Source organism: Phyllobacterium sp. A18/5-2, assembly GCF_025452215.1.
Taxonomy (GTDB): domain Bacteria; phylum Pseudomonadota; class Alphaproteobacteria; order Rhizobiales; family Rhizobiaceae; genus Phyllobacterium; species Phyllobacterium sophorae.
This window is the reverse complement of the sequence record NZ_CP104967.1, coordinates 1459691-1486255: the sequence shown is the minus strand read 5'-3', so window position 1 is coordinate 1486255 and position 26565 is coordinate 1459691. Positions and strand designations below refer to the sequence as shown.

Sequence of the window (26565 nt, the reverse complement as noted above, 5' to 3'; positions counted from 1 at the left end):
CCTGTTCATATCGGAAGTTCCCTTGTTGTTGAGTTCGTGGTGATCGGGTGCTTTAGCCCAGTTGCAAAATCGCTCCGATCGGCCTGAATGGGCTCGGGCAGACGCGGCAACCGCTTGTCGGGATTGATGTCCGGGATCGCACTGATGAGCGCGGCCGTATAGGGGTGACGCGGATTTGCAAAGACCTCTTCGGATAGGCCTTGCTCGACGATATTACCCCGGTGCATGACGACAACCCGCTCACACAGGTTGCGCACAATGGCGAGGTCGTGAGCGATGAAGATCAGCGTGAGGTTCATGCGCTCTTTAAGGTCGCGGAACAGATCGATGATCTGTCGCTGAATTGTCACGTCAAGCGCGGCGACACATTCATCGGCAACAATCAGTTTGGGATCGACCGCCAACGCACGCGCAATGCCGGCGCGCTGGCATTGGCCGCCACTCAGCATGTGCGGCTTTCTGGTAGCAAATACGCGTTCCAAACCAACCAGATCCAGAAGTTCCTGGACCCTTGTGTGGATGCCGTCCGCAGGAACCTTGTTCTGGACCCTGAGAACTTCCGCCAGCATGTCGCCGATCGTCAGGCGTGGATTCAGCGCATTATACGGATCTTGAAACACCATAGCTGTTTGACGGCGCAGTTTTGCCAATGCTCTCGCACGGTGCAGGGCAAGATCGGCACCGTCGAATGTGACATGTCCGGAAGTGAGTGGTGTCAGGCCGAGTATGGCGCGGGCAAGAGTACTCTTGCCGCTGCCCGATTCGCCAACAATACCGATCGTATCGCCGGGCATGACCTGCATGCTGACACCATTGACGGCGGTGATGACCTTTCCAGAACCGTTGAAGAGACTGGTACCGGAAGCAGGGAACCGCACGACAAGATCATCGATTTCGAGCAGCGGCGCGATTGGCGGTCTGGTTGCATACGGCGATATTTCCAAAGAAAATTCTTTTGACCCATTTTCAGTCCCGGCCGGCATGGAGGGGTGACTGGCGATAAGACTTATCGTGTAAGGATCCTTGGGTGCCGCAAGCACTGATCGCTTCGGTCCGTGTTCCAGCAGTCTCCCCCCGCGTAGTACCGCAATGGAATCGCAAGTCTGTGCGACAATGCCGAGGTCGTGGGTAATGAGGATGATCGACAGCCCACGCTGGTCGCGAATATCCATAAGGAGGCGCAGTATTTGCGCCTGCACCGTCACATCAAGAGCAGTCGTTGGCTCGTCCGCGATCAGGATTTTCGGATTGCAGGAGAGGGCAACGCCGATCATCACGCGCTGGCGCATGCCGCCCGAAAACTCATGTGCGTAATTGTCGTACTGCCGCTTCGGATCGGGCAAACCGACCTGGCTCAGAATCTCAGTGGCGGCTTTCCGTGCATCACGCTTTGAAACACCTTGATGATAACGAATACCTTCGGCGATCTGCTCGCCAACCCGCATCACCGGATCGAGGTGACTGGTCGGATTTTGAAAGATCATGCCGATGTCGCCGCCCCGGATAGCCCGCATGGCCACCTCGTCCAGCTTGGTCAGGTCACATCCCTCGAACATCACCGCACCGGCTGTGACCTCGATCGCGCGGGAGGGGAGCAATTGCACCAGCGATCGGCAAATCATGCTCTTGCCGGAACCGCTCCCACCCACAAGGCCCAGAATCTCGCCCCGTGCAAGGTCGACAGAGACGGCATCGATGAGCGTGCGTGTTTCGCCTGCCAGTCTTGCGGTTATAGTCAACTCCTGGATCGATAGCAGGGGGGTGCTCATTCGCGTACCCCCAGCACTTCGCCAAGCCCGTCACCGAATAAACTGAAACCAAAGGCCAGGACAACGATGGACAGACCGGGAAAAAGAGTGATCCACCAGGCGGTGCTGATAAAACTCTGCCCTTCTGCAACCATGACGCCCCATTCGGCCAACGGGGGCTGAACGCCTAGTCCGAGATAGCTGATTGCCGCTCCGTTTAGCAGAACGAGGACGGCGTCCGACATGGAGAAGACAACGGAGCCAGCGATGGCATTGGGAAGCAAGTGCCGGAACATGATCCTCGCATTGCTGAAGCCTAGGCTCACGGCAGCGACAGCATAGTCGCTGTTCTTCAGGACAAGCATCTGTGTCCGGATAAGCCGGGCATAGGATACCCAACCAACGAGCGCCATGGCGATGTAGAAACTGCCGAGCCCCGGTCCGAGAATGGCTATAATCGATAGCATCAGGACGAGGAAGGGAAAGGCCAGAATAATATCGATCAACCGCATGAAGACGGTGTCGATAATTCCGCCGAAATAGCCGGAGATCGTTCCGAGAACCGTTCCGATGAGGAAGGGAAAGGCGACTCCAATAAAGGCGATTTGAAGATCTATACGCGCGCCCCAGATGATGCGGGACAGGATATCGCGGCCGAAATTGTCGGTGCCGAACGGATGAAGAAATGATGGTGGAACGAGACGTAGATCACCATTTTGGGCAATGGGGTCATAAGGGGCGATCATCGGTGCTGCGATCGCCATGAAAATGAAGAGTCCCAGGATGGCCATGCCAGCGACAAGCGTCAACCGCTGACCCAGCCACCGGCTCCAGCCAATCTTGGCGCTGAAGGCGTGACCGGTGCTCATAGCTTCACCCGTGGATCGATCGTCACTGTCAAAATGTCGGCGACGAAGTTGACGAGCACTGTGCCGCAGGCAAAGACCATCGCCACACCCTGAACCACCATGTAGTCGCGAGAGAATATGGCGCGCACCAGCAACTGCCCCATGCCCGGGATGGCGAAGACTGTTTCGACGACCACCGTTCCGCCGATCAACCAACCAATATTGACGGCAAGGAGGTTGACCGCAGGAACAAGCGAGTTGGGCAGGACGTGCCGCCAGAATACGATGCTTTCGGGCATTCCGCGCGCGCGCGCCGCGGTTGCAAGATCTGACTGCAGCTCAACAACCATGCTGGCGCGTAGGCTGCGGGTCAGGACCGAGGACAGGGACAGGGCGATGGTGAGGCAGGGCAAAATGAGGTGCGCTAGCTTGTCGCCGAAGTTCTCGCCGTAGCCCGACACTGGCACAATGCCGAGTTTGACGCTGAACAAGATTATAAGCATCAGTGCCAGCCAAAATGGCGGAAAGCCAATGCCCATCGTCGAAATGAGGCGGACTGCGTGATCCGGTATGCCGCCGCGGTTGCGTGCTGCAATTGCAGCGAGCGGGATGGCAATTAAAATTGACAGGAAAACACTGCACACGATGAGCGTGATCGTCGGCTCGATGCGGGTGGCGATCAGCTTCAGCACATCGATCTTGTAAAGTATTGATTTTCCCATCTCGCCATTGGCAAGGTTTTTAAGAAAATAGAAATATTGCAGCCACAAGGGCTCATCCAGACCATACTGCGCGCGAATGTTGGCGATTGCCGCGGGTGTGGAACGGGCGCCAAGAAGAACCCTTGCTGGGTCGCCGGGAATGAGCCGCACCAGGATGAATGTGATCAGGCTGACGCCAAAAATAACGGGCAGAAACTGCAGGGGCCGATAAAGGATGAACTTATAGCGGTGCATTGTTGCGCGCCCAGTGATTTGTTTGAAGCAACATTGCCCGATTCATAGCGCCGTCCTGTGGCGCGAGAGAAAGTCTAGAAGAACTGGATAATAGCTCTGCGGTTGTTCATAAAATGGCATGTGGCTCGCATTGGCGAAGACTTTCAATTCGGCATCGGGAAGGGCAAGCTTCATGCGCAAGGCGCAGGCGGGTGTGAGCTCATCGTTTTCGCCGACGGTGACGAGCGTTGGAACTGCTATTTTGGGAAGGTCTGCAAGCCGGTTCCAGTCTTTCAGATTGCCGGTGTAGAGAAACTCATTGGGACCTTGCATTGTGCCGTACGGATCCATGTTCCAGTCATCCAGCGAGCGTTTTACCGGTGCCGGCCAGTCGGCCAGCCGGCAGACATGCCTATAATTGAGGATGGTGATTGCCGCCATATACTCCGGATGATCGAGTGTTCCCTGCGCCTCGTGCTTGTGCATCATGCCAACCGTCTCGGAACCGAGTGCTGATCGCAGGCGCTCAAGCTCCGAGATCAGATGTGGCATGTCGGCAACCGTGTTTTCAAGGATGAGAGTTTTCAGGTTCTGTGGATAGGCGAGGGCATAATCAATGGCGAGCCAGCCGCCCCAGGAATGGCCGAGCAGATGCACCTTGCCAAGACCCAGCGCCTTGCGCACAGTTTCCGTCTCTTCGACGTATCGGTCGATTGTCCACAGCGAAAGATCTTGCGGACGATCGGATTCACCGGTGCCTAGCTGATCGAAGGCCACGACGCGATAGCCGTTGTCAGCCAGACAGGAGTGGGCTTCGCGCAGATAGTCGCATGGCAAACCGGGGCCACCATTGAGGCAGAACACCACCTCATCGCCAGCACCGAAACTGTAAGCGATGACACGATAGCCATCGACTTGCACTTCGTGCCGCTGGTCCGGCTTCATTTCACGCCACATTCAGCTGTCTCCGAAGGCTCTTTAGCCTTGCTCAAGATTTGAGCATGGCTAATTTTTAGATATATCCGCACTCAACACCAGCTATAAGAAGTGATAGGGTCTCCCCAGGCGGATTGCCTGAGTTTCTGATTGACAGGCACACGGATGCTAAACGATATCGATCACATCAAGGGGCAGTTCACCGCGCGGGAGACACTGGAAGGAAGGATCGATGAAGCGTTCGAGGCGATGAAAGCCTTCGGCTTCGATGCGCTCATATACGATTATACGCCAGTTCCGTTCGACCACGACGGTGCCTTGATGATACCGTCGCTGCTCAAACTGAGGAATATCTCGGATGAAATGCGTGAATACTGGTGCGAAAGGGAATATTTCCGCATCGATCCGGTACAACAGCAAGCCATCGGGACAACCACGCCTTTTTTCTGGAACTACAGCGCCGAAGCAGACACGGTTATTAACCGGTTCATGAACGACGATCATGCGCCAGTCGTACACTATCTGCGCGAGCGCGACATGCTCTGCGGGACAACAGTTCCGATTCATTTGCCTCGCGGCGACTATGCGACCGTGACGGGCGTCCGGTTTGGTGCAGGCAGGGGCTACGAACGCGATGCTGCCCGTCATATCGCCGATTTCGGTCTGCTGGCGCATGTGTTCCACGAGGCGGCATTTTCGGTATTCGATGAGGAGACGCGAAGCTGTGCCACCGTTCATCTGACCGCAAGGGAACGGGAGTGCATGCGTTACTCGGCAGATGGCCTCTCCGCCAAGGAAATCGCCCGCCATATCCAGCGTTCCGTGCCCACAGTCGTTATGCATCTCAATGCGGCGGCTAAAAAACTCGGAGCAAGAAACCGGGTCCAGGCGGTTGTTCGTGCTGCCCATTACCGGTTGCTCGATTAGGGCGGACCTCATCCTATAACTTATGATAGCTGCCTTGCGCGTTCCCGGCACGCTATCCTTTTCTCCATTGTCTGCAATTGATGGAGAAAAATTTGCAAATGGTCAGTTCAAAGGAAGGTTATCTGCCCTTTCGCGACTACCGGACCTGGTACCGCATAACCGGGTCACTTGACTCTTCCTCTTTGCCACTGGTGGTCATTCACGGCGGACCCGGCTGCACGCATGACTATGTCGATTCATTTAAACATCTTTCGGCCGCTAGCGGCCGAGCCGTCATCCATTACGATCAGCTCGGCAATGGCTACTCGACCCGTTTGCCGGAAAAAGGCGCAGATTTCTGGACGGTCTCATTGTTCCTCGAAGAGCTTGATGCATTGCTGAAACATCTTGGTATTGAAGACCGTTATGCCCTCCTCGGCCAGTCGTGGGGCGGTATGCTTAGCGCCGAGCACGCTGTGCGCCAGCCCGACGGGCTGAAGGCTCTGATCATTGCCAATTCCCCTGCCTCCATGCACACCTGGGTTGCGGAAGCCAATCGCCTGCGTCGTGAGTTGCCAAAAGAGGTCCAGGCCACTCTTGTAAAGCACGAACAGGCTGGGACGCTCACAGACCCTGAATACCTTGCCGCGTCACGCGTCTTTTACGATCGTCATGTTTGCCGGGTGGCGCCATGGCCGCAAGAGGTCGCACGGACATTTGCCATTATGGACGAGGACTCCACAGTCTATCGCAATATGAACGGCCCGACGGAATTCCATGTCATTGGAACAATGAAAGATTGGACAATTGTCGATCGCCTGAACCGGATCAAGGCACCGACACTCGTCATATCGGGACGCTATGACGAAGCTACGCCAGAGGTTGTCAGACCCTATGTCGAAAACATATCCGATGCCCGTTGGGTCGTTTTTGAGCAGTCCAGTCACATGCCGCATGTCGAGGAAAAAGAACTATGCCTTGGTACGGTCGCAGAATTTCTGGAATCCAACGATTTGCGTGAGCACTTAGGTACATATCGTCGGGGCTAGCGTTCCTCGCATTGGGCTTGAAACAGAGCTCTGCCAGGCACTGCAGCCATTAGCCTCGGTGCATGGGGTTCGCAGCTCTCTATTGGAAACACAGGGCTGCAGTCCAGCCTAAATCCAACGCAATATGTCAAAGCGGATCCGGTCAATATTCCCTCTAACAATGGCCATCATGCTCTCCACCGAATATCCGGCCATCTTAGTGCACACCAAGAAACTGCCTCAACTCCGGCGTCTTGGGATTGGCGAAGACCCCTTCTGGCGGGCCGATTTCGTGCACGCGGCCTTGGTGCATGAAGACGACGCGCGAGCAGACGTCGCGCGCGAATTTCATCTCGTGGGTCACCATCAGGAGGGTCATGCCCTCGGTGGCAAGCTCGCGCACGACCGCCAGCACCTCTGACACCAGTTCCGGATCGAGTGCCGATGTAATCTCGTCGCAAAGCAGCGCGATCGGCTGCATGGCCAAGGCCCGGGCGATCGCTACACGCTGCTGCTGACCGCCGGAGAGCTCGTCCGGATAGGCATCGAATTTGTGACCGAGCCCAACCCGCTCGAGCATTTTGCGAGCCATTGTTTCCGCTTCAGGCCTCGGCGTTTTCTTGACGACAGTCTGCGACAGGATGACATTGCCGCCAACGGTCAGGTGCGGAAAGAGGTTGAACTGCTGAAAGATCATTCCGACCTTCAACCTCAACGCCTTCAGATGCAATTCATCATCAATGAACTGCGCGCCAGCCACGGAAATCGAGCCGTTGTTGATCGTTTCAAGCCCATTGATGCAGCGAAGCAGCGTCGATTTTCCGGATCCGCTCTTGCCGATGATGGCAATCACTTCCCCCGGTTCGACATCGAGATTGATGCCTTTCAGGACCTCGGTTGAACCAAAGCTCTTCCTAACTTCAGTGATTTCGATGAGCGACATTGAGCTTCCTTTCCAGAATCTGGCTGCTCTTGGATAATGGCCAGCAGAGCGCGAAATAGATGAGAGCAACAAGCCCGTAGATGGTGAAGGGCTGAAAGGTTGCATTGGTTACGACCGTTCCGGCCTTCGACAATTCGACGAAGCCAATGATGGAGGTCAGCGCAGTACCCTTGACGACCTGAACGGAAAAGCCGACCGTCGGCGGTATGGCGACTTTCAATGCCTGGGGGAGGATAATGTAGCGCATCTGCTGGAATCGACCCATGCCAAGGCTGGCAGAAGCCTCCCATTGTCCCTTGGCGACCGCCTCGACACAGCCGCGCCAGATTTCAGCAAGAAAGGATGCGGTCCACAAGATGAGAGCCAGTCCGGCAGCCAGCCATGCCGGCACGTCGATCCCGAAAAGTCCAAGCCCAAAGAAGGCAATAAAGAGCTGCATCAAAAGCGGCGTGCCTTGAAAGAGCTCAATGTAGTATCTGGCGAAACCGCGCAGTGCCTTGCGCTTGCTTATGCGCAGGAACAGAAGAAGCAGTCCGGCTGTGCCGCCGCCCACGAAGGAGACGAGCGACAGGAGAACCGTCCAGCGCGTTGCGAGCAGCAGGTTGCGGATAATATCCCAGGTGGTGAATTCGATCATCGTGCAAGCCTCCTTGGAAAAATAACCCCCCCAAGGATGCCAAGAACCTGTCTGAGCAGGATCGCCAGCACGAGATAGATCGCCGTCGAGACGATGTAGGCTTCGAAAGCCCGGAACGTGCGCGATTGGATGAAGTTGGCGGCAAATGTCAGGTCCTCGGCGGCGATTTGCGACACGACCGACGAGCCGAGCATGACGATGACGACCTGCGAAGACAATGCCGGCCAGATGCGCTGCAGTGAGGGCACGAGCACGACATGCCTGAAGGTCTCAAAAGGTGTCATGGCCAGACTCGCGCCAGCCTCGAACTGACCCCTGGGCGTCGCCTGGATGCCCGCCCGGATGATTTCGCAGCTATAGGCTCCGAGATTGACGACCATGGCGATGTTGGCGGCAGTGAGTTCGTCAAGCTGTAACCCGAGGGATGGAAGGCCGAAGAAGATGAAAAAGAGCTGGATCAAAAAGGGTGTGTTTCGGATAAGTTCGACATAGCCCGCCACGACGGGTTTTAGCCATGCGGGCCCAAGAGCCCGGGTCCAGGCGCAGATGATGCCGAGCGAAATGCCGAGCACTCCTCCGATCGCGATAAGCTCGAGAGTGATCAGGATACCCTTGAGGATTTGCGGGTAGTACTGAAGCAGCCAGCCAAATTCAAAATGATAGCTCAAGAAAATACCCCCTGTTTTGGCCGATGGCAGCCTTGTCATCCCACGACGAATTGTGGGACGACTCGGCCATAAATGGCGCTTTCGTCAAAGGTCAGCGGGAAGATCGGTGCCGAGCCACTTTTGCGAGACGGTGTTGAGCTTCCCGTCAGACTTGGCGGCGGCGATGATGGCGTTCAGTTTTTCAAGCAGTGCCGTTTCGTTCTTGTTGAGGCCAATATAGCAAGGCGAGTTCTTGATAAGAAATTTCAGCTCCGGGCGTTTGGGAGGATTCTTGGCAAGGATTGCAGCTGCGACGACGTTACCAGTCGCAACCGCTTCGACCTGACCGGAAAGGAATGCCGAGATGGTGCCGTTGTTGTCCTCGTAGCGTTTGATCACGGTGTCAGCCGGTGCGATCTTGGTAAGTTCGAGGTCTTCCACGGCGCCGCGGGTGACACCGACCATCTTGCCCGCAAGATCGTCAGCCTTTGCAGCAGAAAGCTCGGCAGGGGCAAAAACGCCGTTGAAGAAGGGCGCATAGGCTGTTGAGAAATCAATGACCTTTTCACGATCCGGGTTTTTACCGAGGCTGGAAATAACCAGATCAACCTTGTTGGTCTGCAGATAGGGAATGCGGTTTGCGCTGGTGACCGGCACGAGTTCTGCCTTCACGCCGAGCTGTTCGGCGATCAGATTGGCCATGTCGATGTCATAACCCATGGGCGCCATGTCCGTGCCCACGCTTCCGAATGGCGGAAAATCCTGTGGCACGGCGACGCGGATTGTGCCGCGCGACGTGATGTCGGCCAAGGCGTCCGCGTAGGAGAGGGAAGTGAATCCGAGGGTTGCGGCAAAGGTCGCCAAGGCGATGAAGATGTTACGTGCAAGCATTCTATCTGTTCTCCTTTGAGGTGGTGGGTTTGTCAATTGTGTCCGCCCGAAACCGTGGCCGGACGTTTTTTGGGAGCAAGCGAGAGCGAGTTTCGCAGTTCGGCCAGGGGATCGGAACGTTTCGTCAGGTCCAAACCGGTCTCGACCTCATCGAGATGCTGGATGGACAGCCTCGCAGCCTTGGAAAAGTCACGCTTCTCCATTGCCACAACGATCCGGCAATGCCCAAAATGGGATTGCATGGCATGGAAATCCGACTGATAGAGCATGGAGATGAGAATTGTCCGCGCCGTGAGATCGCGGAGAATTTCGATGAGAACAGGGTTTCCCGCCAATTCGGCAATGCGAATATGGAAATCGCCCATCAGGCAGGTCAAACGTTGACGGTCACCGGCAGCCATCGCGGCTTTCTCCTCTGCCAGATGGCCGTGAAGGGCGGCTATGCCCTTGTCGGTGAGCGTGCGCATGCTGCGCAAAAGCCCGGCTTCTATGATGCGGCGAGCCTCATACACGGCCATCGCTTCTTCCGCAGAAGGTTCCACGACGAACCAGCCGCGCCGCGGGCTGACCTGCACTATGCACCTGGTCTCAAGGCGCATCATCGCTTCCCTGACCCGCGTGCGAGACACCCCGAATAAAGTGGCAAGTTGGTTTTCGCTCAGGCGGGTACCAGGCTTAATGCGCGCGGAGAGAATCCCCGAGACGATTGCCGTTTCGATTGCGTCCTGCGATGTGATCTGAACATGTGCATCTTGCATACAAGACAGGTAAGCAAGTCTCGTGCCAGATGTATGATCCAATCTTTTCAATGGGTTATTGCTTGACTCCCGTCAGCTCTGACCATTTTTATGCAGGCGGGGTTAATGTTTAGGCAGCAATAGCGGGCACGTGCCTCGTTGTCATCGACCCGCGAAGAAGGTCGGTCCGTACGGCCAGTATTCGCCGTGGAATGCTGGTCATGTCGTCAGGGTCTCCTCGAGGTGGCTAGGCAGGTTCAGCGCACGCTTGCCCGTTTCATGCCGGCGCCGTACACCAGTGCAATCTCGCGCAGCCCTTAAGCAAGGTGGGCTTGCGGTTAATGCCCGACTGCTTTGACCAGGTCGCCAAGAAAGTAGGGTCCAAAACTCCAGAGCGCGGCCCAGAGCGCGGCGCCGAGCACGTTTGCCAAAAGGAAACTGCGCCAAGGCATCCCCACCGACCCCGCTACCAGGCCGTTCAACTGGCGCAGGACGACGACGAAACGTGCACCAGCGACGATGACTGGCCCGCGACGCCGAAACAGCTGTTCCAATTTTGCCTGCCGTTCGGCAGTGAGTTTGACGAGCCAGCCATATCGCAGAAGCAACGGCCGGCCACCGAAGCGCCCAACGGCATAGCCGGTGCTGTCACCAAGGACAGCGGCAGTCCAGACCACCACAAACAGGCTGGTGACGGCCAAGTCACCTCGAATGGCGAGAAGCGACGTCGCAATCACCGCACTTTCGCCAGGCAGCGGCGCGCCTAACGACTCTAAGTAGATTACGACAAAGATCGCATACAGCCCATACCGGCGGATAAAGGGTTCGATGAACAAGGCGCCGTCGTGCAGGAAATCCACGGGCAGTCCTTCAGTTTGGACGTCATTTGCCATCGCATCGTAACCTTTCAGACTCAGGACGAAAAAGGCGCTGATTGGGCTGGATCTGCATCAGGTTGACCGGGATGAGCAATAGTCACTGAGCCGATCGAAAATCGAAAGCCTGATCATAGCTGTGCGGGCAATGAATTTGTGAATTCGGATTGCACAGAAGGAGTTGAAGACAAAGAAGCCGAGACCGTGCCTGGACAGACCCGCGAGCCCTCGAAGCGGGGCAGAGTGAAACGACCTTCCGAGGCGTCGAAGCTCGCCTGCTGCACGAGTCGCAGCCGACAATGTCGGCGTGCTTAAAACCCTCCTGGCCAATGAACGGATCGCAAGGGTGCGCTCCGCAAGCTGCCCTCGCCCCATCGGCAGTGGCCTGGTTTACGCCCACAATGACAATATTCTTGTGAAAAATCCGATACTAGGGCACACTTTGTGAACGCATCTGAAGTGCGGCGCTGTCTCAACTACGCCCGTCTTGCGCCGAGTGACAGTTCGCGTTGGAGGCTCGGCGTCGATGGATCAGGGGTTCTTTCTTCTGTTCGCTACGGTGTCCGTGATTACCGCCCTGACGGTGGTCCTGGCGCGGAATCCGGTTCACAGCGCATTGGCGCTGATGGCGTGTTTCCTGCAGATCTCGGCAATCTTCGTCTTGCTCGGCGCGCCGTTGCTGGCGGTCATTCAGGTCTTCGTCTATGTCGGCGCGATCATGGTCCTGTTCCTCTTCGTGATCATGATGATCGATGTTCGCGAAGCCGTGTTGCAGCGGTTCATGCCGGGCGGCAATCTGCCAGCCCTCGTGCTGGTCATCCTGCTTGGGGTTGAGATGCTCGTGCTGGTGCTCTCCAGCGCCCGCTTTTCGGTTACGGAGCCCATCGCAAGGCCAAGCGACGATGAAATCAGGCAGCTTAGCACGACACTTTTCGCCGACTACCTCCTGCCGTTTGAAACCGCCTCCGTCATCCTTTTGGCGGCTCTGGTAGGCGCCATCATGCTGGCGCGGAAGGAGCCGGGGTGATGGTTCCGCTGTCCTGGTATATTGTGCTCGCAGTGGTCCTGTTCGTGATCGGAGCCGCGGGCGTATTGCTCAGGCGCAATATTCTGGTCGTGCTGATGTCGCTGGAGTTGCTGCTCAACTCGGTCAATATCAATTTCATCGCTTTCGGGCGGACCTACGACGACTTTCGCGGGCAGATCTTCGCGATCTTCGTCATAGCAATCACGGCGGCGGAGGTTGCCGTCGCCCTTGGCATCCTGGTCGCCCTTGTGAGGAACAAATCCACGCTCAAGGTCGACGATGTGACCATGATGAAAGGATAGCGGCTTGGACCCGGTGGTATCGATCCGGCCGCTGCTTGCCGTCGCCGTCGCAGGTCTGGCGGCCCTGGCAGTTCTTCTTCTGAACAACCACGAGAAACTCCGCGATGTCGTCTCGCCCTTGGCCGCAACCGCCATGTTCGCCATTGTCGTCTCGATGGCGCCAACCGTGCTTGCAGGCGGGACGGTCGAATTGCGCCTGTTTGAGATTCTGCCCGGTATCGACTTCGCGTTCCGGGTCGATGCCCTTGGCATGGTATTTGCCACCGTTTCGTCGCTGCTGTGGATCGTGGCTGCGATCTATTCCATCGGCTACATGCGGCATTTGAAAGAACATGCGCAGACCCGGTTCTTCGCGTGTTTCGCCACCAGCCTCGCGGCGGCCGTCGGGGGCGCTTTCGCCGCCAATCTGTTCACGCTGGTAATCTTCTACGAGGTGCTCAGCCTCGTAACCTATCCGCTTGTCTACCATCACGAGGACAAGGAGGGATGGACGGGTAGCCGCAAATACCTCGTCTATTTGATGGGCGCGTCGAAGAGCGTGCTACTCGCCGCGCTGGCGCTGACCTACCACCTTGCAGGGTCACTCGACTTTGTAGCGGGGGGACTGCTGGCCGGGGTCAATGCCTCGGCGTCACTGCTGACGGTCGTGTATTTCTGCTATCTCTTTGGCTTCGCCAAGGCCGCTGTGATGCCGATGCACGCCTGGCTGCCTGCCGCGATGGTGGCGCCGACGCCCGTCAGCGCGCTCTTGCATGCCGTTGCAGTGGTCAAGATGGGCGTGTTTTGCGTGCTGCGGGTGGTGTTTCACATCTTCGGCGCGGGCCTCGTGGACGGGCTGGGGCTCGGGATTGCCACGGCCTATCTGGTCTCATTCACGATCCTGATGGCGTCCATCTATGCCCTGACGCGGGACGATCTGAAGGCGAGGCTCGCCTATTCGACGGTCAGCCAGCTCTCCTACATCGTGCTGGGCGCGGTTCTTCTGTCTCCAGTCGCGATGGTTGGCGGCATCATCCACATTGCAGCACATGCATTTTCCAAGATCACGCTCTTTTTCTGCGCCGGGTCGATCTATTGCGCGTCTGGCAAGCGCAACATCAGCGACATGGCCGGTATTGGCCGCAGACTGCCCTGGACGATGGGGGCGTTTTTTGTCGGATCGCTCAGCATGATCGGGGTGCCGCCGACGGCGGGCTTTGTCAGCAAGTGGTATCTGGCGCTTGGCTCTGTGGAGGCGGGGGAGATTGCGTTCCTGATCGTGCTCTTGGCGAGCTCGGTCCTGAACGCTGCCTATTTCCTGCCCGTCAGCTATCTCGCTTTTTTCGGAACGGAGGAGCAGGAAAGCCCGGCAACAGTGCGCGAAATTCCGATGATGACGATCCCGCTCGTCGCAACCGCCGTCCTGTCGGTGTTGATGGGCATCTTTCCCGAGTATTTCCTCGTCCTGGCCGAAGGAGTTGTCCGATGATCAAACACATTGTCGATTTCTTTGGTGACAGAAAATACGTCAACCAGCGCCACCGGCTGTTCTACCTGGTTCTCGTTCTGATCGTTGCCGCCGACTTTCTTGTCTCCCGCAACCACGCCCATTACCTGTGGGAGCGCCTGCCTGGCTGGTCCGCCTTCTACGGCTTCGGCTCCTGCGTGCTGCTGATTTTCGTTTCCAAATTCCTTGGCCATCAGGGTGGGCTGATGCGGCGCGAGGACTATTATGACTGATTTTGTCCATCCGACCCTGCTGTTCATTCTCGGCGCCCTGCCGATCCCTTTCCTCAAAGGCCCGATCCGCAAAGCTTATCTGCTGCTGATCCCGGCATTGGCAATCCTTGCCGTGCTCACGATGCAGCCGGGCAACTACGGCACAGCACAGATCATCGGGCAGGAAATCCTGATCGCGAAGGTCGACAAGCTGAGTATCGTCTTCGCCACCGTATTCACGGTCATGGCGCAGATCGGGATCGTCTACGCCTTGCACCTGACGCGCCCGGGCCAGCATGTGGCGGCATTCATCTACGTCGGCAGTGCGCTCGGCGTGGTATTCGCCGGCGACTACCTCACTTTGTTCCTGTTTTGGGAAGGTATGGCTTTTGCCTCTGCCTATCTGATCTTCGCGCAACGCGGCGACGAGGCGATCCGCGCTGGATTCCGCTATCTCATGGTCCATATCACCGGCGGCGTTGTTCTGCTCGGTGGCATCATTCTTTACGGGGTCGCCACCGGTTCGGTGCTCTTCGGCCCGATCTTGGGGGAAAAGGGCGTGGCTGCCTACCTGATCCTTGCCGGGTTCACACTCAACGCCGCAGTGCCGCCGCTCAACGCCTGGCTGACAGACGCCTACCCAGAGGCAACCGTCACGGGAGCGGTGTTCATGAGCGCCTTCACCACCAAGACGGCCGTGTATGTTCTGGCGCGGGCGTTTCCGGGGACCGAGCTTCTGGTCTGGCTGGGCACCGCGATGGCGCTGTACGGCGTCGTCTACGCGGTTCTGGAGAACGACTGCCGTCGGCTTCTGGCCTATCATATCGTGAGCCAGGTGGGTTACATGGTGGCCGGCGTCGGCATCGGCACCGAGATGGCGGTGAACGGGGCAGTCAGCCATGCCTTCGCGCATATCCTTTACAAGGCGCTGCTGTTTATGGGGGCAGGGGCGGTGATCCACGTCACCGGGCGGCGCAAGCTCACCGAGCTTGGTGGGCTCTACAAGACCATGCCCGTGACCGTTGTACTTTACATGGTCGGCGCTTTTGCGATTTCGGCATTTCCATTCTTTTCAGGCTTCGTCACCAAATCGATGGTGGTGGCCGCCGCCGGACAGGACCAGCGTGCGCTCGTGGTGCTGGCGCTCACCATGGCATCATCGGGGACGTTCCTGCACACGGGACTCAAGCTTCCGTATTACATGTTCTTTGGCACTGACCGGAGGCTGGAGGCGCGGGAGCCGCCCCGCAACATGCTGGTTGCGATGGGCATGGCAGCGGTGCTGTGCATTGCGATCGGGGTGTTCCCCCAGCCGCTTTACGCATTGCTGCCCTATCGGGTCGATTTTGAACCCTACACCGGTGTTCATATCACCGAGAGCCTTGGTGTGCTGATGTTTACCGCCTTGGGGTTCGTGCTGTTCTTGAAAGCGCTCGACCCTGAGAACACGATCAGCATCGACACTGACTGGTTCTACCGCAAGGGCGCGCGGCGCTTCATGTGGTTTGCCGAAAAACCGCTGGCGCGCTACGAGAAGGCGGTGAGCGACGTGTCCGAGACCACGGCGCTCCCCTTCCTGCACGGGGCGGCACGTGTGGGACTTTGGATCGATCTCACCGGCGTGGACGCCGTTGTGAACGGTGTTGCCCGCTCGGTTTTGCGCGGCGGCGGGGTGCTGCGGCAGCTCCAGACCGGTGTCGTGACCCATTACGCGCTGGCGATGATTGTCGGTGTGATCGCAGCCATCGTCGTCTTCGCCGTGGCGTGGCGGTAGGAGGTGCGATGGGGTTCCCGCTGCTTAGCCTCATCATATTCACACCGGCCGCAGGGGCAGCGGTTTTGATGTTTTTGCGCAGCAACGATGCGGCGCGGTGGACAGCGCTGGGTGTCACCGTCCTCGATCTTGCTCTGTGCGTCGCGATGCTGGCCAGCTTTGACACCGATACCCACCAGATGCAGTTTACCGAGAGCCGCCCGTGGGTGCCAGCGCTCGGCATTACTTACGCGCTTGGCGTCGACGGGATCAGCGCGCTCTTCGTGTTTCTGACTGCCCTCTTGGGCTGGATCTGCGTGCTTGCCTCCTGGGTCGCTATCGAACGCAGGGTAAAGGAGTTCATGGTCAGTCTGCTGGTCATGCAGGCGCTGATGCTGGGCGTGTTCTGCGCGCTCGACCTGTTCTTGTTCTACGTCTTCTGGGAGGCGATGCTGATCCCCATGTACCTGATCATCGGCGTGTGGGGCGGCAATGGCCGGGTCTATGCCGCGATCAAGTTCTTCCTCTACACGCTGGCGGGCAGTCTGATGTTCCTCATCGGTGTCATCGTGCTTTATTTGCAAGGCGGCAAGACCTTCGACATTCTCGCCCTGACTGCCCAGGATTTACCCTTCCCAGTCCAGACCTTTTTATTCTTTGCCTTCCTGGTCGCCTTCGCCGTCAAGGTGCCGATGGTCCCGGTTCATACCTGGCTGCCGGACGCACATGTACAGGCGCCGACGGCGGGCAGCATCATCCTTGCCGGAGTGCTCCTGAAGATGGGTGCCTACGGATTCCTGCGGTTCTCACTGCCCATGCTGCCGGAGGCATCGGTGCATTATTCGACGCTGATGCTGGCGCTTTCGGCGCTTGCGATCGTCTATGGCGGGTTGCTTGCGCTGGCGCAGGATGACCTGAAGAAACTGGTGGCCTATTCCAGTATCAGCCACATGGGCTTTGTCACGCTTGGGATTTTTGCGTTGAATTTCCGCGGCCTCGAGGGCGGCATCCTGCAAATGTTCAACCATGGCGTAACGACGGGCGCGTTGTTCCTCTCCGTCGGTTTGATCTACGAGCGAACACACACGCGCAGCATAGCCGATTATGGCGGGCTGATGAAGGTAGCGCCGGTCTATACCGTGTTTCTTGCCCTGTTCACCCTGTCGTCGATGGCGCTGCCGGGAACCAACTCATTCGTAGGTGAGTTGCTGGTGCTGTCGGGCGGATTTGCGGCCAATCTGGCCGTCGGCGCGGCCGCCGTTTTCGGGGCATTGCTGGGTGCGGCCTATCTGCTGGGCATGTACAGGAACGTTGCGCTGGGTCCAGCCAGCGTCGGCGCCCGCTTCAAGATACGCGACGTGAATGCCCGCGAGATGGCTGCGATCCTGCCGCTGGCCGTCTTCGTGCTTTGGGTCGGGCTCTATCCAAAGCCCTTTCTCAACATCATCGACGCCTCTGTGAAGCATTTGCTGGCTCAGGTGCACAGTAAGGGGAGCGGCCAATGACCGAAGCCGCGCTCTTTCAATCGATCCTGGCAAGCCTGCCCGAGATCGTCGTGGTCACTGGGGCATGCATCCTGCTGATCCTGGGACAGTTTGTGCCAAAGGGGCAGGCATATTTCCTGGTCTGTGCTTCCATCGCGATCGTGTTGATTGCCGCCTTGGGGACACTCATGCTGGCGAGCGAGGTGCGGCCGGCCTACGCGGGTATGTTCATTGTCGACCGCTTCGCAACCTTCTTCAAGCTCTTGTTTTACGTAGCCACCGTGTTGACGTTTCTCCTCTCGCCAAAATATGCCGATATCGAAGGAATCGAGAGCAGCGAATACTACGTCCTTTTGCTCTTGGCGCTGTCGGGAATGATGATCATGGCCTCGGCGACCGATCTTCTGTCGATCTATGTCGGCCTCGAACTGATGGTGCTGTGCACCTATGTCCTGACTGGCTTTCTGCGCCAGCAGCGGCGGTCGAATGAAGCGGCGCTGAAATACGTGATCCTTGGCGCAGTCTCGACCGGAATTTTCCTTTACGGCGTTTCGCTGATCTACGGACTGACCGGCACCACGCAGCTGGACGCGGTGGCAGCGGCGGTGACCGGCGATCCACTCGATCCTGGATTGTTGTTGGCGGTGGTCTTCATCGTCGCGGGGCTGGTCTTCAAGGTTGGCGCGGTGCCCTTCCATATGTGGTTGCCGGACGTGTATGAAGGCGCGCCGACGACGATTACCGCCTTCATGTCGGTGGGCCCCAAGGCAGCCGGGTTTGCGGTGATCCTGCGCGTGTTCCTCAACCCGCTGGTCGCATCCTCGCACGTATGGATTATCGTCGCGGTCATCGCGGTAGCAACGATGGCGCTCGGTAGTTTCGTGGCCCTGGTGCAGGATAATTTCAAGCGCCTCTTGGCTTATTCCAGCATCGCCCATGCCGGGTTCGCCTTGTTCGGGGTGGTGGCTGGCGGTGCCGATGGGATTGCCAGTGTTATGCTCTACCTGCTGATCTACGCTTTCATGACCCTTGGTATTTTCGCCACCGTCATCATGATGCGCAACGGCGATTTCTCGGGTGAAATTATCGAGGACTACACGGGTTTCGCCAAGTTGCATCCTGCCCTGGCGCTTTTGATGCTCCTCTATCTGTTCTCGCTGGCCGGTATTCCCCCGACAGCCGGGTTTTTCGCCAAGTTCTACGTGCTGGTCGCGCTCGTCGAGCGAGGTTTCGTCCTGCTGGCGGTGATTGCAGTGCTGCTGAGTGCCGTGGCTGCCTACTTTTACATCCGCATCGTCATGGTGATATACATGCGCGAGCCGGAGAGGGCGTTCGACCCGGCGCTGACGCCCTTGGTTCGCGCCACGCTCGCCTTCACTGCTGCCGGCACCATCGGCATCGGCCTGTTTCCCGCGTGGTTTTTGAGGCTTGCTCAGCAGTCGGTGTTTGGCGGCGGATCATTGGATTTGCAATGAACCGCGCGGCGGAATAAACTGCCAGTTCAAGAAAGGTTGCCCAAGTGCTTCCCGGGCGATCGCATTACCGGTCCAAATTGGGATCGGTTGCGGCCCTGAGGAAAATTCTCGGAGTGACCGAGGCCATGCGATATGACTGCAATGGAATTCCTGCCGGTTCTTTTCATGGTCGCTGGAATTGTTCTGGTGGCGGCAGTGACGCTATTTGTCTCCTCGCTGCTGCGCCCGTCCAATCCCTATTTCGATAAGAACATGCCCTATGAATGCGGCATGGACCCGGCTGGCGAAGCCGCCGGCGGCCGTTTCAAGGTGCAGTTCTTTATACTGGCGATCCTGTTGGTGGTCTTCGATGTCGAGACGATGTTCCTCTTTCCCTGGGCCGTCGTGCTGAAAGACATCGGGCTGGTCGGTTATGTCGAGATGTTTGTCTTCATGTTGCTGCTTATTGTGGGCTTTGCCTACGCCTGGCTGAAGGGAGCGCTGGAATGGGAGGCGTAAACGATACGATCCGCGACAGCGTGCTGTTCACCACGGCCGACAGCGTTATCAGCTGGAGCCGACGGTCGGCGCTGTGGCCTGAGACCTTCGGCATTGCCTGCTGCGCCATCGAGATGATCGCCGCCGGTTGCGCGCGCTATGATCTCGACCGGTTCGGCGTGGTCTTCCGCCCTTCGCCGCGCCAGTCCGATGTCATGATTATCGCCGGCACCGTGACGCGGAAATTCGCTCCCGTCGTACGCCGGCTTTATGACCAGATGCCAGAGCCGCGCTGGGTTATCGCGATGGGCACCTGCGCGATCTCGGGCGGGGTCTACAACACCTATGCGGTGGTGCAGGGGGCGGAGACCTTCGTGCCGGTCGATGTGCATGTGCCCGGCTGCCCGCCGCGGCCGGAGGCGCTGATGCATGGCTTCCTTCTGCTTCAGGAGAAGATCAAGAAATCCCGAGCGCTGGCCGGGACGCCCCTGGACCGGATCGCAGTGCCATGAGCGTGCGCATGCCCTTCAACCTGATCACGGAGCGCTTCGGCGAGGCAATCGAGGATCTTGGATTGGCTCATGGTGTTCATGCCTTCACCGCTGCGCCCGAGTTGATCGTCGCGCTTTGCCGATTTTTGAAGGAACACCCGGCGCTGCAGTTCAATTTCCTGTCGGACATCTGCGGGGTTGACCATTACCCTGAAGTGCCGCGCTTCGAGGCAGTCTACCACCTCTATTCGCTGCCGAACAAATGGCGCGTTCGCATCAAGTGCCGCCTCGGCGATCCGCCGCAGATTCCATCTGTGATTGGGGTGTGGCGGACCGCCAACTGGCATGAGCGCGAAGCCTGGGACATGTACGGTATCAGGTTTGAGGGCCACCCAGACCTGCGCCGGATCTACATGTGGGAAGGCTTCGAGGGCTTCCCGCAGCGCAAGGACTTTCCGCTGCGGGGCTACAAGGACAAGCTCAACCCGTTTGGTGCGGAAGGCCCGCCGCCGTCACAGCCCGATCTCGCCACCAAGAACATTCCATGAAGGAGGCCGCTGCACCGGAAACGTAAGATGACCGAAGTCACGGAACTGAGCAGGCCGGAAGGCGAAGCGCTCGACACCAAGGAGGTGCTTCTCAATCTGGGCCCGCAGCATCCCAGCACGCATGGCGTCCTGCGGCTTGTCCTTGAACTGGAGGGCGAATATGTTGCGCGCGTCGACCCGCACATCGGCTATCTCCACCGCGGCACAGAAAAGCTGGCCGAAAGCTTCACCTACACCCAGATTTTTCCGCTAACCGACCGGCTCGATTACCTCTGCCCGCCTTCCAACAACCTCGCCTTCGCGCTGGCGGTGGAGAAGCTCCTTGGCATCGAAGCGCCGATCCGTGCGCAATATATCCGCGTGCTGATGGCCGAACTGGCGCGGATCTCGGGTCATCTCCTGATCACTGGCGCACTGCCGCTCGACCTCGGCGCAATGACCGCGTTGCTTTACGCCATGCGCGAGCGCGAAATGATCATGGATCTGTTCGAGATGATCAGCGGTGCGCGGATGCACACCTCCTTTTGCCGCGTCGGCGGTGTGCGCGAGGATCTGCCCGACGGTTTTTTCGTAAAGATCCGGGAGTTCTGCGACATCTTCCCGAACCGGATCCGCGACTATGAACGGCTGGTCGAGAACAACCGGGTGTTTCTCAAGCGCACGCAGGGGATCGGGGTTATCTCGGCGAAAGACGCAATTGATCTCGGGCTGAGCGGCCCGAACCTGCGCGCTTCGGGCGTCGACTGGGACATCCGCCGCGACGAGCCCTATGAGATCTACGACCGGCTCGACTTCAATGTCATTACCCGCGATGAGGGCGATTGCTACGCGCGCTGGCAATGCCGGGTGGAGGAGATGCGCGAGAGCGTGCGGATCATTGAACAATGCCTTGACCAGATGCCGGAAGGGCCGTTCCAGATCGATATGCCGACGATCGCTTTCCCTGTGGACAAGGACAAGGTGCATTGCTCGATGGAGGCGCTGATCCAGCACTTCGACCTGTCGGCTTATGGCTTCAAGGTGCCGAAGGGTGAGGTCTATTCGGCAATTGAGGCGCCAAAGGGCGAGCTGGGGTTTTACATCATCAGCGACGGGTCGGAAAAACCGTTCCGCATGAAGGTGCGGGCACCGTCGTTCGTCAATCTTCAGGGACTGTTTGGGACAAGCAATGCGCACTATCTGGCGGATATGATCGCCGTGCTGGGCAGCCTCGACCCGGTGATGGCGGAGGTGGACAAGTAGCAGGAGGTTTGGACGCGATGAACATGCGCGAAAAGATCGAAGCGGCGGCGGCGCGGTATCCCGACCAGCGTTCGGCGATCATGCCCGCGCTTTTGATCGCACAGAAGGAATATGGCCATCTGCCTGGCCCCGTGTTGGAAGAGGTCGCCGACATCCTCGATGTCGAACGGATCTGGGTCTATGAGCTGGCGACTTTCTATACGCTTTTCCATACCGAGCCAGTGGGGATGTTCCACCTGCAACTTTGCGACAATGTATCGTGCATGTTGCGTGGGTCCGAGGACCTGCTTTCGCACCTGGAGGCAGTGCTGGGAATCAACAAGGGCGGCACGACGCCGGACGGGCTTTTCACGCTTTCCACCGTTGAATGCCTCGGCGCGTGCGAGATGGCCCCGGTGATGCAGCTCGGTGACGACTATCACGGCGACCTTGACATCGCGCGGATCGACGCGCTGCTGGACAGGCTGCGCGCGGTGACGGCGCAAGCGACGGGCGCCGACTTCGCCGCGTCAGCACCGCTGGGAGCCTAGCCCCATGTTCGAACCGGTCCTTTTGATGAATGTGGACGTGCCCGACGGCCACCTGCTTGCGACCTATTTGGCCGGCGGCGGCTACCAGGCACTGGCAAAGGCGCTTCACGAGCACACGCCCGACGAGATCATTGACTTGGTCAAGCAATCCAACCTTCGCGGTCGCGGCGGAGCCGGATTCCCGACCGGGATGAAATGGAGCTTCGTGCCAAAGCGCGCTGACAAGCCGAAATACCTGTGCTGCAACGCCGATGAGGGCGAGCCGGGCACTTTCAAGGACCGGATCATCATGGAGCGCGACCCGCACCAGCTCCTCGAAGGTCTGGCAATCAGCGGCTACGCGATCGGGGCCGAAACCGCCTATGTCTACATCCGCGGGGAATACGCCTTGGCGATCCGGCGGCTGGAGCAGGCAATTGCCGAGGCTCACGCCAAGGGTTATCTGGGACCGCGGATTCTGGGCTCGGATTTCAATTTCGTCGTTCACATCCATTGCGGCGCCGGGGCGTATATTTGCGGCGAGGAGACCGCAATGCTCGACTCGCTCGAAGGCAAGCGAGCGCAGCCACGCCTGAAACCGCCGTTTCCAGCGGTCGAAGGACTCTACGCAAGCCCGACCGTGATCAACAATGTCGAGACGCTGGCCTGCGTTCCGCATATCATAGCACGGGGCCCAGACTGGTTCCGCGGCATCGGTCCCGACAAAAGCCCTGGCCCGAAGCTCTATTGCATGAGTGGTCAGGTGCGCAAACCGGGTCTTTACGAGCTGCCGATGGGAATACCGCTGCGCGAACTGGTGCAAGAGTGCGCCGGCGGTCCACTGCCGGGGCGCAAGATCAAGGCAGTGATTCCCGGCGGGGTCTCGGCGCCGCTGATCCCGGCGTCTGGCTTGGACATTGCGATGGATTTCGACTCGCTCGCCGCTGCCGGTTCGATGCTCGGCTCGGCCGGGGTCATCGTGATCGACGACTCTGCCTGCATGGTCAAGGTTGCCACCCGGATTATCGAGTTCTTTCACCATGAGTCCTGCGGCAAGTGCACGCCGTGCCGCGAAGGGCTAAATTGGGTTGTAAAAGTGCTGCGCCGCGTCGAGGCCGGACAGGGGGGGCCGGGCGATCTGGAGCAGTTGGAAGCGCTTTGCAAGGGGATTTTCGGCAATACGTTCTGTGCCCTGGGCGACGGCGCTGCCATGGGACTGCGAGCAGCCCTGACGCATTTCGAGCATGAATTTGTCGCCCATATCGAGGAGCGAAGGTGCCCGTTTCACTGAGGAGAAGGCCGCAGGAAAGTCATGGTCAGCATCACGATAAATCAACAAACGCTGGAAGTGGAGCCCGGCTCAACGGTGCTGCAGGCTGCCGAGCGTTTGGGCATTGACATCCCGACCTTCTGCTATCTGAAGCGGTTGCCGGCGCTCGCCTCATGCCGCATGTGTCTGGTGGAGGTCGAGGGGCAGCGCAGACTGCAGCCGTCCTGTGCCACCGCTGTCACCGACGGCATGGTCGTGCGGACGAATACGCCGCTGATCGACGAAACGCGCTCTTCCATGCTCGACATGCTGCTCGCCAACCACCCTCTTGACTGCCCCATTTGCGACAAGGGCGGCGAGTGCGAGCTTCAGGATCTGGTGATGGCATACGGGCCGCGGGAAAGCCGGTTCCGCGATGCCAAACGTGTGTTCCACTCCAGGGACATCCGTCTCAGCCCGGTCATCATCATGAATGTCAACCGCTGCATCCAGTGCCAGCGCTGCGTTCGGATGTGCGAGGAGGTGGTCGGTGCAGTCGCCTTGGGCACGGTTGAAAAAGGCATGGATACCGCAGTGACGGGCTTTGAGGGCAGTCTTGCCAGTTGCGACCAGTGCGGCAATTGCGTCGAGGTCTGTCCGGTTGGCGCGCTGATGAGCTTTCCTTATCGCTACAAGGCGCGGCCCTGGGATCTGGCAGAGACCGACACGGTCTGCCCGCATTGCGGCACTGGCTGCCAGTTGACCGTCGGCACGCGCAAGGGCGAGTTCATGCGGGTGCGCTCGAAAGCAGATCACGGCGTTAACCGCGAAACGCTCTGCGTACGGGGGCGCTTCGGCCTCGATTTCGTCATGAGCCAGGAGCGGATCAAGCGCCCGATGGTCCGCCGCGATGAGGCCCTCGTCCCGGTTTCCTGGGAGGAGGCGGGGGATTATCTGCAAGGACGCCTGTCGGCGGTCGAGGGAAAGGCTGCGGGTGGGCTGGCATCGCCGCGCCTTCCCAACGAGGTGCTTTATCAATTTCAAAAAGTGATGCGGACGGTATTTCGCACCAACAACATAGACAGCACGTCGCGCTGGTCCACTCCTTTCGATACGCTCGGGCCGTTGGTGGCGGCCTTCTACACGCGCGCGCCACTGGAGGAAGTGATCGGCAACGACTGCGTGCTTGTCGTTGGTGGCAACGTGACCGACGAAAACCCGGTCACCGAATACCTGCTGCGGGACGGCGCGCGGCGGCGCCGGACGGGGTTACTCATGCTCTCGGCCCGGCCATCGCGTCTGGACGCCGATGCTCGCGTGGTCGTTCGCGTTGCGCCAGGCGGTGAGGCCGCGAGCATTGCTGCGGTGGTGGCCGCTCTTGTGGCAGCGGCCGGTCAAGCCTTGCCGGACGACATGCTTGCGAACATGCGCGCGTGCATTGACGGGCCAGCAACGCACGCCGACAGTGACGAGCCAGACCGTCTGGCCACCGCGCTGCTGGAAGGCGGGAGCGTCACCGTGCTTGTCAGCGCCGATCTTCTGAGGTCGCCGCTCGCACGCGCGACGTTACAACAGCTCAACAACCTTTTGCAGGTTCTGCGCGCACTCGGCAAGGGACTTGCGGTGCAGTTCCTCTTCGACCGTGCCAACCAGCTCGGTGCCTGGGATATGGGGGTTTTGCCGGCGGCGCTGCCGGGCCTTCGCGCCGTTGCCGATGACACGGCGCGCACGACACTCGAACGCGCCTGGGGCGCTGAGATCCCCTCTGAACCGGGCGCGGATTTCGATGCCATGCTGGAGCTTTGTGACACGGGCCAAATGGGCGCGCTCTATATTGCCGCAAGCGATCCCGTGATGTCTTACCCCGACCGGGAATTTGTGCAGCGTGCGCTTCGTGCCGCCGATCTCCTGATCGTGCAGGACGCCTTCCTCACCGATACTGCGGGCCTTGCTGATGTGGTGCTGCCCGCAGCAAGCTATGGCGAGGAAACCGGTACTTTCACCAACAACGAAGGCCGTATCCAGAAGGTCTGCAAGTTCCGCGAACCAACTTTTGCGGCACGGGGCAATCTGGCGATTTTCGACTTTGTCGCGGGGCTTCGCAACCCAAGTTTAAGGTCATCGGTGCAAAGCGAGATATTCGACGAGATTGCCCGGCTGGTTCCGGCCTGCGAGGGGCTAACGCTTACCGGGCTTGGTAGCGAGGGAGCATTCACCAAGGCGTCCCTGGTGCCGCCAGGTGGGGCATTCTTCACCCCTCCGCCTGCCAGCTCCACTGCAACGGACCGCCTCATGCTGATCACTGGCAACTGCCTGTTCCACAATGGATATCTTTCCGAGCACTCGGAAATCCTCAATACGGTCGCCGATGACCCCTATGTCGAGATGGGCGCGTGGGATGCCGTGCAGCTCGGTTTCTTGGATGGTGATCAGGTGGTCGTGCGATCGGCCCAGGGTGAGCTGACCGCCCAGCTTAAGGTCAACAAGCACTTTCCCAAGGGCCTTGTGTTCGTTCCCGAAAATTACAGGGCCCTGCGTCTCAACGGACTGATGCGGCGGGGCGAATACCCATGTCCGGTGGACGTTCAAAAGGCGCAAGCGGTCTTCGAGATCGCCACCGTCGCCGCAGCAGGGACGGGACCTGAAAATCTGAGATAAGGCATGACGGCGATCCCGCGGAGCGCCGGCCTGGATCTGCGCCTGCACCTCAATCTGGTCACATCAGTGATGGGCGGTCCCGGCAATGTATTCATGCAGCGCCTGCTCGTTGCGAAGCGCTTCGTCGAGCCGGTGCTTGACCACGTCGCCGATGCTCACCACGCCGACAGCCTCGTCGCCATCCATGACCAAGACATGACGCGTGCGCCGCTCGGTCATCACCGCCATTACAAAGGGCAGGAAATCCTGTGCCGAACAGGTCGCCACACTGCGGTTCATGACGTCGGCGACCCGCATTAAGGGTGCCTCGGTTCCGAACTCAGCCATCGCATAGCAGCAGTCGCGCTCCGACAGCGTGCCCAGGCATTCCCCAGGCGAACGGCTGACGACCACGAAGCCGATGTTGTTGTCCCGAAACAGCTGCAAGGCTTCTATCATCGGCTGATCCGGTGTGACCGAGATGAGCTCGGGCGACTTGGTCTTCAAGATTTGGCAGACATGCATTTGAGCCTCCTGTCTGC

Annotated in this window: 27 protein-coding genes; 16 read left to right on the top strand and 11 right to left on the bottom strand. The window is 58.8% G+C overall.

Annotated features, from left to right (window positions below):
* Window positions 1-5: 5 nt before the first annotated feature.
* The 4 genes from N8E89_RS25860 to N8E89_RS25845 are packed head-to-tail and all read right to left on the bottom strand — an operon-like array spanning window position 6 to window position 4488.
* Window positions 6-1769, bottom strand: coding sequence for a dipeptide ABC transporter ATP-binding protein (locus N8E89_RS25860; RefSeq protein ID WP_262262610.1), 1764 nt, complete (start codon window positions 1767-1769; stop codon window positions 6-8).
* Entirely contained in the window at window positions 1766-2617 is an 852-nt protein-coding gene (locus N8E89_RS25855) for an ABC transporter permease (RefSeq protein ID WP_262262609.1), read from the bottom strand. The genes N8E89_RS25860 and N8E89_RS25855 overlap by 4 nt, the downstream gene beginning before the upstream one ends.
* On the bottom strand, window positions 2614-3552 hold the full coding sequence (locus N8E89_RS25850; RefSeq protein ID WP_262262608.1) for an ABC transporter permease: 939 nt from the start codon (window positions 3550-3552) through the stop codon (window positions 2614-2616). Before N8E89_RS25850 ends, N8E89_RS25855 begins: the two co-directional genes overlap by 4 nt.
* A 42-nt stretch (window positions 3553-3594) precedes the next feature.
* Entirely contained in the window at window positions 3595-4488 is an 894-nt protein-coding gene (locus tag N8E89_RS25845) for a proline iminopeptidase-family hydrolase (protein WP_106663818.1), read from the bottom strand.
* Between the two features lie 144 nt (window positions 4489-4632).
* Here N8E89_RS25845 and N8E89_RS25840 point away from each other — a divergent pair, with 144 nt between their 5' ends.
* Both N8E89_RS25840 and N8E89_RS25835 read left to right on the top strand, forming a co-directional pair.
* Window positions 4633-5394 (top strand): helix-turn-helix transcriptional regulator, encoded by a 762-nt coding sequence (locus N8E89_RS25840; RefSeq protein ID WP_113172692.1) that lies wholly within the window; start codon window positions 4633-4635, stop codon window positions 5392-5394.
* Window positions 5395-5492: 98 nt separating this feature from the next.
* Window positions 5493-6422 (top strand): proline iminopeptidase-family hydrolase, encoded by a 930-nt coding sequence (locus N8E89_RS25835; RefSeq protein WP_410010420.1) that lies wholly within the window; start codon window positions 5493-5495, stop codon window positions 6420-6422.
* A gap of 196 nt (window positions 6423-6618) precedes the next feature.
* Here N8E89_RS25835 and N8E89_RS25830 read toward each other — a convergent pair whose 3' ends face one another.
* The 6 genes from N8E89_RS25830 to N8E89_RS25805 form a co-directional block, all read right to left on the bottom strand.
* Window positions 6619-7344 (bottom strand): amino acid ABC transporter ATP-binding protein, encoded by a 726-nt coding sequence (locus N8E89_RS25830; protein WP_106663815.1) that lies wholly within the window; start codon window positions 7342-7344, stop codon window positions 6619-6621.
* On the bottom strand, window positions 7322-7981 hold the full coding sequence (locus N8E89_RS25825) for an amino acid ABC transporter permease (protein WP_106663814.1): 660 nt from the start codon (window positions 7979-7981) through the stop codon (window positions 7322-7324). Before N8E89_RS25825 ends, N8E89_RS25830 begins: the two co-directional genes overlap by 23 nt.
* Window positions 7978-8649, bottom strand: a complete 672-nt coding sequence (locus N8E89_RS25820) for an amino acid ABC transporter permease (RefSeq protein ID WP_262262606.1) — start codon at window positions 8647-8649, stop codon at window positions 7978-7980. The genes N8E89_RS25825 and N8E89_RS25820 overlap by 4 nt, the downstream gene beginning before the upstream one ends.
* 84 nt (window positions 8650-8733) lie before the next feature.
* The gene (locus N8E89_RS25815) at window positions 8734-9519 is read right to left on the bottom strand and encodes a transporter substrate-binding domain-containing protein (protein ID WP_262262605.1); all 786 of its coding nucleotides are present in this window, start codon (window positions 9517-9519) and stop codon (window positions 8734-8736) included.
* 32 nt (window positions 9520-9551) lie between these two features.
* Complete coding sequence (locus N8E89_RS25810; RefSeq protein WP_262262604.1) at window positions 9552-10277, bottom strand: GntR family transcriptional regulator; 726 nt, start codon at window positions 10275-10277, stop codon at window positions 9552-9554.
* A gap of 317 nt (window positions 10278-10594) precedes the next feature.
* Window positions 10595-11149, bottom strand: coding sequence for a DedA family protein (locus tag N8E89_RS25805; RefSeq protein WP_262262603.1), 555 nt, complete (start codon window positions 11147-11149; stop codon window positions 10595-10597).
* Window positions 11150-11657: 508 nt separating this feature from the next.
* Here N8E89_RS25805 and N8E89_RS25800 point away from each other — a divergent pair.
* From N8E89_RS25800 to nuoG, 14 genes are all read left to right on the top strand, one after another.
* Window positions 11658-12158, top strand: a complete 501-nt coding sequence (locus N8E89_RS25800) for an NADH-quinone oxidoreductase subunit J family protein (protein ID WP_262262602.1) — start codon at window positions 11658-11660, stop codon at window positions 12156-12158.
* Complete coding sequence (gene nuoK / locus N8E89_RS25795) at window positions 12158-12460, top strand: NADH-quinone oxidoreductase subunit NuoK (RefSeq protein WP_106663809.1); 303 nt, start codon at window positions 12158-12160, stop codon at window positions 12458-12460. The genes N8E89_RS25800 and nuoK overlap by 1 nt, the downstream gene beginning before the upstream one ends.
* A gap of 4 nt (window positions 12461-12464) precedes the next feature.
* Entirely contained in the window at window positions 12465-13928 is a 1464-nt protein-coding gene (locus N8E89_RS25790) for a monovalent cation/H+ antiporter subunit D family protein (RefSeq protein WP_262262601.1), read from the top strand.
* The gene (locus N8E89_RS25785; protein WP_106663807.1) at window positions 13925-14179 is read left to right on the top strand and encodes a hypothetical protein; all 255 of its coding nucleotides are present in this window, start codon (window positions 13925-13927) and stop codon (window positions 14177-14179) included. The genes N8E89_RS25790 and N8E89_RS25785 overlap by 4 nt, the downstream gene beginning before the upstream one ends.
* Window positions 14172-15932: a Na(+)/H(+) antiporter subunit D gene (locus N8E89_RS25780; protein WP_262262600.1), complete on the top strand. Its 1761-nt coding sequence runs from the start codon at window positions 14172-14174 to the stop codon at window positions 15930-15932. Before N8E89_RS25785 ends, N8E89_RS25780 begins: the two co-directional genes overlap by 8 nt.
* An 8-nt stretch (window positions 15933-15940) precedes the next feature.
* Window positions 15941-17416 (top strand): NADH-quinone oxidoreductase subunit M, encoded by a 1476-nt coding sequence (locus N8E89_RS25775; protein ID WP_262262599.1) that lies wholly within the window; start codon window positions 15941-15943, stop codon window positions 17414-17416.
* On the top strand, window positions 17413-18870 hold the full coding sequence (locus tag N8E89_RS25770) for an NADH-quinone oxidoreductase subunit N (protein WP_262262598.1): 1458 nt from the start codon (window positions 17413-17415) through the stop codon (window positions 18868-18870). The genes N8E89_RS25775 and N8E89_RS25770 overlap by 4 nt, the downstream gene beginning before the upstream one ends.
* A gap of 132 nt (window positions 18871-19002) precedes the next feature.
* Window positions 19003-19368: an NADH-quinone oxidoreductase subunit A gene (locus N8E89_RS25765; protein WP_262262597.1), complete on the top strand. Its 366-nt coding sequence runs from the start codon at window positions 19003-19005 to the stop codon at window positions 19366-19368.
* Window positions 19356-19859: a NuoB/complex I 20 kDa subunit family protein gene (locus N8E89_RS25760; protein WP_106663802.1), complete on the top strand. Its 504-nt coding sequence runs from the start codon at window positions 19356-19358 to the stop codon at window positions 19857-19859. The genes N8E89_RS25765 and N8E89_RS25760 overlap by 13 nt, the downstream gene beginning before the upstream one ends.
* Window positions 19856-20386, top strand: coding sequence for an NADH-quinone oxidoreductase subunit C (locus N8E89_RS25755; protein WP_262262596.1), 531 nt, complete (start codon window positions 19856-19858; stop codon window positions 20384-20386). The genes N8E89_RS25760 and N8E89_RS25755 overlap by 4 nt, the downstream gene beginning before the upstream one ends.
* Before the next feature lie 27 nt (window positions 20387-20413).
* Window positions 20414-21628 (top strand): NADH dehydrogenase (quinone) subunit D, encoded by a 1215-nt coding sequence (nuoD, locus tag N8E89_RS25750; protein WP_262262595.1) that lies wholly within the window; start codon window positions 20414-20416, stop codon window positions 21626-21628.
* Between the two features lie 17 nt (window positions 21629-21645).
* Complete coding sequence (nuoE, locus tag N8E89_RS25745; protein ID WP_262262594.1) at window positions 21646-22158, top strand: NADH-quinone oxidoreductase subunit NuoE; 513 nt, start codon at window positions 21646-21648, stop codon at window positions 22156-22158.
* Between the two features lie 4 nt (window positions 22159-22162).
* A complete protein-coding gene (gene nuoF / locus N8E89_RS25740; protein ID WP_262262593.1) occupies window positions 22163-23428 on the top strand; it encodes an NADH-quinone oxidoreductase subunit NuoF in 1266 nt (421 codons plus the stop codon).
* A 21-nt stretch (window positions 23429-23449) separates the two neighbouring features.
* Window positions 23450-26044: an NADH-quinone oxidoreductase subunit NuoG gene (gene nuoG, locus N8E89_RS25735; protein WP_262262592.1), complete on the top strand. Its 2595-nt coding sequence runs from the start codon at window positions 23450-23452 to the stop codon at window positions 26042-26044.
* A 63-nt stretch (window positions 26045-26107) separates the two neighbouring features.
* Here nuoG and N8E89_RS25730 read toward each other — a convergent pair whose 3' ends face one another.
* Window positions 26108-26548, bottom strand: coding sequence for a CBS domain-containing protein (locus tag N8E89_RS25730; protein WP_106663796.1), 441 nt, complete (start codon window positions 26546-26548; stop codon window positions 26108-26110).
* Between the last annotated feature and the right edge of the window lie 17 nt (window positions 26549-26565).

Coding starts and splice junctions, on each gene's coding strand:
- N8E89_RS25860 (WP_262262610.1), bottom strand. CDS start 1,769: ATGAGCACCCCCCTGCTATCGATCCAGGAGTTGACTATAACCGCAAGA.
- N8E89_RS25855 (WP_262262609.1), bottom strand. CDS start 2,617: ATGAGCACCGGTCACGCCTTCAGCGCCAAGATTGGCTGGAGCCGGTGG.
- N8E89_RS25850 (WP_262262608.1), bottom strand. CDS start 3,552: ATGCACCGCTATAAGTTCATCCTTTATCGGCCCCTGCAGTTTCTGCCC.
- N8E89_RS25845 (WP_106663818.1), bottom strand. CDS start 4,488: ATGTGGCGTGAAATGAAGCCGGACCAGCGGCACGAAGTGCAAGTCGAT.
- N8E89_RS25840 (WP_113172692.1), top strand. CDS start 4,633: ATGCTAAACGATATCGATCACATCAAGGGGCAGTTCACCGCGCGGGAG.
- N8E89_RS25835 (WP_410010420.1), top strand. CDS start 5,493: ATGGTCAGTTCAAAGGAAGGTTATCTGCCCTTTCGCGACTACCGGACC.
- N8E89_RS25830 (WP_106663815.1), bottom strand. CDS start 7,344: ATGTCGCTCATCGAAATCACTGAAGTTAGGAAGAGCTTTGGTTCAACC.
- N8E89_RS25825 (WP_106663814.1), bottom strand. CDS start 7,981: ATGATCGAATTCACCACCTGGGATATTATCCGCAACCTGCTGCTCGCA.
- N8E89_RS25815 (WP_262262605.1), bottom strand. CDS start 9,519: ATGCTTGCACGTAACATCTTCATCGCCTTGGCGACCTTTGCCGCAACC.
- N8E89_RS25810 (WP_262262604.1), bottom strand. CDS start 10,277: ATGCAAGATGCACATGTTCAGATCACATCGCAGGACGCAATCGAAACG.
- N8E89_RS25805 (WP_262262603.1), bottom strand. CDS start 11,149: ATGGCAAATGACGTCCAAACTGAAGGACTGCCCGTGGATTTCCTGCAC.
- N8E89_RS25800 (WP_262262602.1), top strand. CDS start 11,658: ATGGATCAGGGGTTCTTTCTTCTGTTCGCTACGGTGTCCGTGATTACC.
- nuoK (WP_106663809.1), top strand. CDS start 12,158: ATGGTTCCGCTGTCCTGGTATATTGTGCTCGCAGTGGTCCTGTTCGTG.
- N8E89_RS25785 (WP_106663807.1), top strand. CDS start 13,925: ATGATCAAACACATTGTCGATTTCTTTGGTGACAGAAAATACGTCAAC.
- N8E89_RS25780 (WP_262262600.1), top strand. CDS start 14,172: ATGACTGATTTTGTCCATCCGACCCTGCTGTTCATTCTCGGCGCCCTG.
- N8E89_RS25775 (WP_262262599.1), top strand. CDS start 15,941: ATGGGGTTCCCGCTGCTTAGCCTCATCATATTCACACCGGCCGCAGGG.
- N8E89_RS25770 (WP_262262598.1), top strand. CDS start 17,413: ATGACCGAAGCCGCGCTCTTTCAATCGATCCTGGCAAGCCTGCCCGAG.
- N8E89_RS25765 (WP_262262597.1), top strand. CDS start 19,003: ATGACTGCAATGGAATTCCTGCCGGTTCTTTTCATGGTCGCTGGAATT.
- N8E89_RS25760 (WP_106663802.1), top strand. CDS start 19,356: ATGGGAGGCGTAAACGATACGATCCGCGACAGCGTGCTGTTCACCACG.
- N8E89_RS25755 (WP_262262596.1), top strand. CDS start 19,856: ATGAGCGTGCGCATGCCCTTCAACCTGATCACGGAGCGCTTCGGCGAG.
- nuoD (WP_262262595.1), top strand. CDS start 20,414: ATGACCGAAGTCACGGAACTGAGCAGGCCGGAAGGCGAAGCGCTCGAC.
- nuoE (WP_262262594.1), top strand. CDS start 21,646: ATGAACATGCGCGAAAAGATCGAAGCGGCGGCGGCGCGGTATCCCGAC.
- nuoF (WP_262262593.1), top strand. CDS start 22,163: ATGTTCGAACCGGTCCTTTTGATGAATGTGGACGTGCCCGACGGCCAC.
- nuoG (WP_262262592.1), top strand. CDS start 23,450: ATGGTCAGCATCACGATAAATCAACAAACGCTGGAAGTGGAGCCCGGC.
- N8E89_RS25730 (WP_106663796.1), bottom strand. CDS start 26,548: ATGCATGTCTGCCAAATCTTGAAGACCAAGTCGCCCGAGCTCATCTCG.